The organism is Sporosarcina limicola (genome assembly GCF_014873855.1).
Taxonomy (GTDB): domain Bacteria; phylum Bacillota; class Bacilli; order Bacillales_A; family Planococcaceae; genus Sporosarcina; species Sporosarcina limicola.
In genome coordinates this window covers 1-5,613 of the sequence record NZ_JADBEL010000058.1, presented here as the reverse complement: position 1 = coordinate 5,613, position 5,613 = coordinate 1, and the positions used below count along the sequence as shown (strand labels likewise).

Genomic DNA, 5,613 nt, shown 5'->3' with positions numbered 1-5,613 from the left:
CCCCTGTTTGTAGATTATAAATAGAAACTGTTAAATTGTGGATAATGACTATCCTATTAGCCCCTGTTGTCTTTTTTATTTTTTGAACAGGTACAAATATCTGAATATTCACTCTACGGTCAAGCATCCAAATAACAGCCAATTTGACAACGAGTAAAATTATTTATGCAACGCTACTGGTATATTCAAATTAAATTCATTTTTTTTGATCTCGTCAAATTTAGCAACATGGGCGTATTTAACAACATTTTCTCGCTTGTTATACGTATCGACAATCTTATCAATATTTTCTTTGGAAAGTTTATTTTGGCTCTTACCCCTTACAAACTCGTTACTTGCATCAATAAATAAAACATCACGAGTGGTACGGTTTTTCTTCAGAATGAGGACTGTGGTTGGAATTGTTGTTCCAAAGAATAGGTTCGCTGGCATCCCGATAACGGCATAGATACTGCCATCTTCTAATAATTTTTCACGAATAATCCCTTCTGCAGCTCCACGGAATAAGACGCCAAGAGGTAGAACGATTGCCATGGTTCCCGAATCTTTCAAGTGATAAAGTCCATGTAATAGAAAAGCAAAATCTGCTTTTGATTTCGGCGCTAATCTGCCATAACGATTGAAACGGGAATCATCTAGGAATGTATCGTCTGAAGACCATTTTGCAGAATAGGGTGGATTCATCAGAACGGAATCAAACGTGTAGGGTTCATCTGTCGGCCAATCCTTGTTTAAATTATCTCCGTTGCTCAAACGCATATCTTCCTTATCCACGCCATGCAAGATCAAGTTCATCTTCGCTAGATTATAGGTCGTGGTATTTCACACTCTCCGGATGATTGATATAGTTTCTGATATTCAACATCAACGAGCCTGATCCCATGGTTGGGTCATATACGCTAAACAATTTTTTGTCCTCTTGACCTAGTGCAGCAATACGAGCCATCATGTCAGAAACTTCATGAGGGGTATAGAATTCCCCAGCTTTCTTACCCGCTTCTGAGGCAAATTGGCTGATTAAGAACTCATAAGCGTCCCCAATCACATCTCCACCATGTCCCAATAGGTTGATAGGATTCAGCTTCTTGATTACTTCTGTAATCGTGATATTTCGTTGTTGAGCATCTGATCCGAGTTTGTTTGATGTCAAATCGACATCATCAAACAGTCCATTGAATTGATCGTATTTCGTAGACAAATCGATGAATGCCTTATTCAAATCATTCAACTGAAACGTATTTTGTTGGGCTTGATCCGTTAATACATTGAATAGATAAGACGGTTCAATATCGTAGCCGAGTGTATCAACTAGCGTTTCAATTAGGTCATTATTTACCTCTGCATCTGCTAATAAATCTACATACAGTTGAGTTTGTTTTTCTGTTGTATCATATTCTTCTGGAGATTCATCCGCAATTCCAACAACTTTTTCCAATAACCTATCAGATAAGTACTTGTAAAAAATCAATCCTAATAAATAGTTTTTGTATTCTGATACATCCATTTTGCTTCGCAAGTTGTCTGCCGCACTAAATAATATCGAGTTCAATTCAGCCATGTTGTGTTCCTCACTTTTCTGTAATTAGTCTACTCTCGTTACGCATCTGATTATCATGTAGTCTTATAGCAGACCTAACAATACTCTTTTATCCAATTTCATTCTGACCATCTTCTATTATATTCTATCAGCATGAAGAAAGGGCGCACTTGTTCTAATGATACCACTCTATGAGCTGTTCGTTTGCTAGTAAAGGAAAAAAGTCCATCTGGCAGGAGATTCTATGATATAAAGGTAAGCTGTCAATTTAATCTGTAAATTGCACCTGTTTTAAGTGATATTTTGCACTTCAGAATAAGCCTATTCTAAACAATAAAAGCATCTATCCAAGCTGTGACCTGGTAGCAAGTGCTTTAAGTTTTATTTTGGAGTCTTTTCCAAATAGCGATAAATCGTCGTGCGAGACACGCCCCATTTTTCTGCAACATCTTTAATCGGTGTACCACTTTCGATAAGTGATTTCATCATTTCAATATCTTTTTCCCCAAACTTCTCTGGGCGACCACCTAGACGACCACGCGCTCTTGCTGCTACACGACCAGCAGCTGAACGTTCTTCTATTAAGTTACGCTCAAATTCCGCAAACGCTGCGAACAAGTGGAACATCAATTGACCTGTTGCATTACTTTTATCCATTGTTAGGTTTTCTTGTAGACTATGGAAGCCGACACAACGTTCATTCAAACTATTCACAACGTGAATCAGGTCCTGCATATTTCGACCAAGTCGATCCAGTCGCCAAACCACAATTGTATCCCCTTCACGTGCATACTCTAATGCTTCTGCTAATCCTGGACGCTGCTTCTTTGTACCACTCATCTTATCGTGGAAAATTTTACCACAACCATATTTCGTTAGCGCATCCATTTGTAAATCCAAATTTTGTAATCCTGTTGATACACGTGCGTATCCAATTAACACCAAAATCACTCTTTCCTTATTTTTCTCTAAATTCATTGTAACATAAGATGGAATCAAGCAAGTTGTTGTACGTAGAATTATGAACAGAATTTTGTTACGAAAAAGCCAATAAAAAACGTACTTTTCAGATTGACCAGCAGTGTGTTCAGAAAGGTACGAGTTTTGTAACAAACGACAACTCCTATTAGATTAAGCTATAATAAAGTTGAGGGAAACTTTATTCAGATTGTTCAACAAACGGGCCGTTTTGTCGAAGAAGGGACGTGTCATTATGAAAAAAATCGTCTTAATGGATATTATCTACCGTTATTCAGGTGTTTTCGTTTTTTCTTTTGAAAGATCAAAAATAAAAACTTAATATTCAGAACAAATTTATGCGACGCTAGTGAATCAAACTATATTTAAAGGCTACAAGAGGTTTAAACTTACAATTATCCACCAAGACAAGTAGTTGATCTATTGGAGAAGGTTAATTCAAAATATTAACTTAACAACGGACCATATTAGTGAATAAAATTTTTATGAAATCTAACTGGCAACTGCTACAATTCGTAATCTAAATAAAGGTACATTACATATTTTTATTCTTTAAATTACAGTATTTTTTATATTCTAGTTGAAGTTTTTCTTTAAAGGGTTCATCCTCATAAACTTCTAAGAGACGTTCTATTTTTTTAGTGTATTTTATTTCTTTTTCCTTTGATATATATGAATAACATATCGCTATTCGATTAAAGCAAACTGCTAATGATTTATATGATAATTCACTTAAATGCAACTGCAAGAAATCTTCCAATCTATTCAGAGCTTCTGAAATCATGCCGCTTTTAATAAGTATTAAGGATAAATTGATTGTAAGAGTCTTTTTTAGTTTTATTGCTTCGTCGAAACCCTGATAAACCTTTAGCCTTTCTATAAGCTTATCTGTAATATAAATAACTACATCACTTTCAAAAAAGTATAAAATAACATTCATTATTTTTAAATCCACTAAATACCATTGGTCAAAACGTGAAATTCTTACCCAAACCTTATTTACTTTTTCCCTTGCCGCTAATAAATCTCCGGAACTTTCTATAATTAATAAGGCTTCACAGATAATCTTCAAATCATTTAAAATAATATTTGAATTTCCTTTAAGATAATATGCCTCAATTAATCTTAAAATCTGCAAAATTTCATTCCTGTCATTGTACGGTAAACTGAAAAATCTCTCTGCAATTTTCGTTGACTCATCATATTGATAATCATTATGAATATATCTAAGTTCATCACTTGATATATGCAGTTGCGATAAAAGGTGCATAAAACTTGTTGAAAGAATATCGGTTTTGTCAGCTTCAAAGTTTGAATAGGTTGCTTGTGTAAAAAGATTAGCTGCAACTTCCTTTTGTGTATAACCTTTATTTTTTCTGATACTCTTGATTGAACTTCCATAATTCGACATATTTCGCCCCATTTATTATATTTATTATATTTTGTAATTATATCATATTTTACATTTAATATTAAAGGCAAAGGGGGGAGTTACCATAGATATCATTATTGCACTTTTAGATATTTGGTTGATTACAGGGGGTTAATATTTGAAAGATTAGGAATGCCGATATTTGTACTACTAACCATTATAAAGGAGATGAAATTTTTTATGAAAAAAATAGCAAGTACGGCTCTAGCACTTAGTCTAGCTTTATCGATTGGTTCCCAAACTTCTTTAGCAGCAGGGAAAGAGAGAGAAATACCTTTCGAAAATCCTGGTTTAGAACAACTTCAAGGTAAAGATATTAATACCATTATAGAAGAAAACCAAGATAATCTTACTCAAGCGGACATTGATTTATCCTTATTAATTATTAAACTTAAAGAAGAAAATCTAGAAATTTCCACAGACGCGCTCGTTGGGCTTGTTGAGAGTAATTTCTCGGGAGAGATTCAAGCTTTTGGCGTCTTAGAATCTGCCGGTAAAACATGGAGTAATTTAACTGCTGCTGAAAAATGGTTAGTAGCTTTACATCCTGCAGATGCATTACTTGTAAAAGCTGCTCAATCTAGAACTGATAAAATTACAAGTGAGCGTTACCCTAATTGGAAAGACGGAGATAAAGGGAATGCATTCAGACATGCGCTTTGGAATGCTCAAATGGCAAGGAACATTGGTAAAAACTTAGCAGAACAATTCGCTACTGCTCATGAAAATCATGGCTTAACTGATGCCGAGTATAAGGCTCAAGTATGGTTTGGTTTTAATGGTTTAGAACATAAAAATATGGATCTTCATAATAACAAAATGGGAAGAGATTGTTTTTACTGGTATGATATAGCCCCATTTGATTCAACTTTAGCTGATCGAGTAGACGCTAAAATTAAAAATGGGGAAGCTAAAATCCTTGTGAAGTAATTTCCTCCTATATTGATAAAATCAACAGACCTAGTTATGATACTAGGTCTGTTGATTTAGTAATATGCGGAAATTCGAAACTTTTCCAAAATTAATACGTTATGATTAATAATATTTATTTTTATTAGGAGATGATTATACTTGAAGAAGATTTTTGCATTCTTACCTATTTTAATTGGGATATTACTGTTAACAGCTTGCCAAGCAGATGAAGAAGATCTAAATTTTATTGGCTCAAGTGAAAACTGGTCAGCTGAAATAATTGTTAAAATAATAGATGGTTCTGAAAAAAGTGGAATTGTTCTTAAATACACTGGCAACAATTTGGAGTTTATTGGTAATATTAATTACATTGTTGAAAATGATAGAAATGATTTTAGTTTTGGTGCAAATGGGGTTTCTTTAAATGAAGATGGCATCTATACAAGTGCGGATTTAAGTTCTAATAGTGCATCTACCAAAAAAGATGACAATTTAAATATTAAAATTGACTGGAATGACCAAACTGAAAGTTTTGTATTGAAGAAAAAATGAATATATTCCTACTTTCTAAACCGCCTTACGGGTCCTTATTTGTAGAATGATCTTCAACAATTGGGTGCGATTGTGGCACAAGAAATTAAAGGGATGGCGATTGCCATCTCTTTTTTATTGTGTGCCCGGCATGGGTAATCGCTAGGTGGTGAAAGTCCACTACAGGCTTGGCAGTAGGAACTGTTAGCAGAAGGCAAGGGTG

General features: G+C 34.4%; 4 protein-coding genes and 1 pseudogene. 2 read left to right on the top strand and 3 right to left on the bottom strand.

Annotated elements, in window-relative coordinates:
* Positions 1-177 precede the first annotated feature (177 nt).
* The 3 genes and pseudogenes from H4683_RS20885 to H4683_RS20875 form a co-directional block, all read right to left on the bottom strand.
* Positions 178-1,558: pseudogene (locus tag H4683_RS20885) on the bottom strand (type I restriction-modification system subunit M); the annotation flags it as partial.
* Between the two features lie 360 nt (positions 1,559-1,918).
* Positions 1,919-2,479 (bottom strand): recombinase family protein, encoded by a 561-nt coding sequence (locus H4683_RS20880; protein WP_192600752.1) that lies wholly within the window; start codon positions 2,477-2,479, stop codon positions 1,919-1,921.
* A 571-nt stretch (positions 2,480-3,050) separates the two neighbouring features.
* Positions 3,051-3,926, bottom strand: a complete 876-nt coding sequence (locus tag H4683_RS20875; protein ID WP_192600751.1) for a helix-turn-helix domain-containing protein — start codon at positions 3,924-3,926, stop codon at positions 3,051-3,053.
* Between the two features lie 201 nt (positions 3,927-4,127).
* On the opposite strand from H4683_RS20875, the gene H4683_RS20870 reads away from it, so the two are divergent.
* The gene (locus tag H4683_RS20870; RefSeq protein WP_192600750.1) at positions 4,128-4,877 is read left to right on the top strand and encodes a DUF6973 domain-containing protein; all 750 of its coding nucleotides are present in this window, start codon (positions 4,128-4,130) and stop codon (positions 4,875-4,877) included.
* Between the two features lie 141 nt (positions 4,878-5,018).
* Positions 5,019-5,411, top strand: coding sequence for a hypothetical protein (locus H4683_RS20865; protein ID WP_192600749.1), 393 nt, complete (start codon positions 5,019-5,021; stop codon positions 5,409-5,411).
* Positions 5,412-5,613 lie beyond the last annotated feature (202 nt).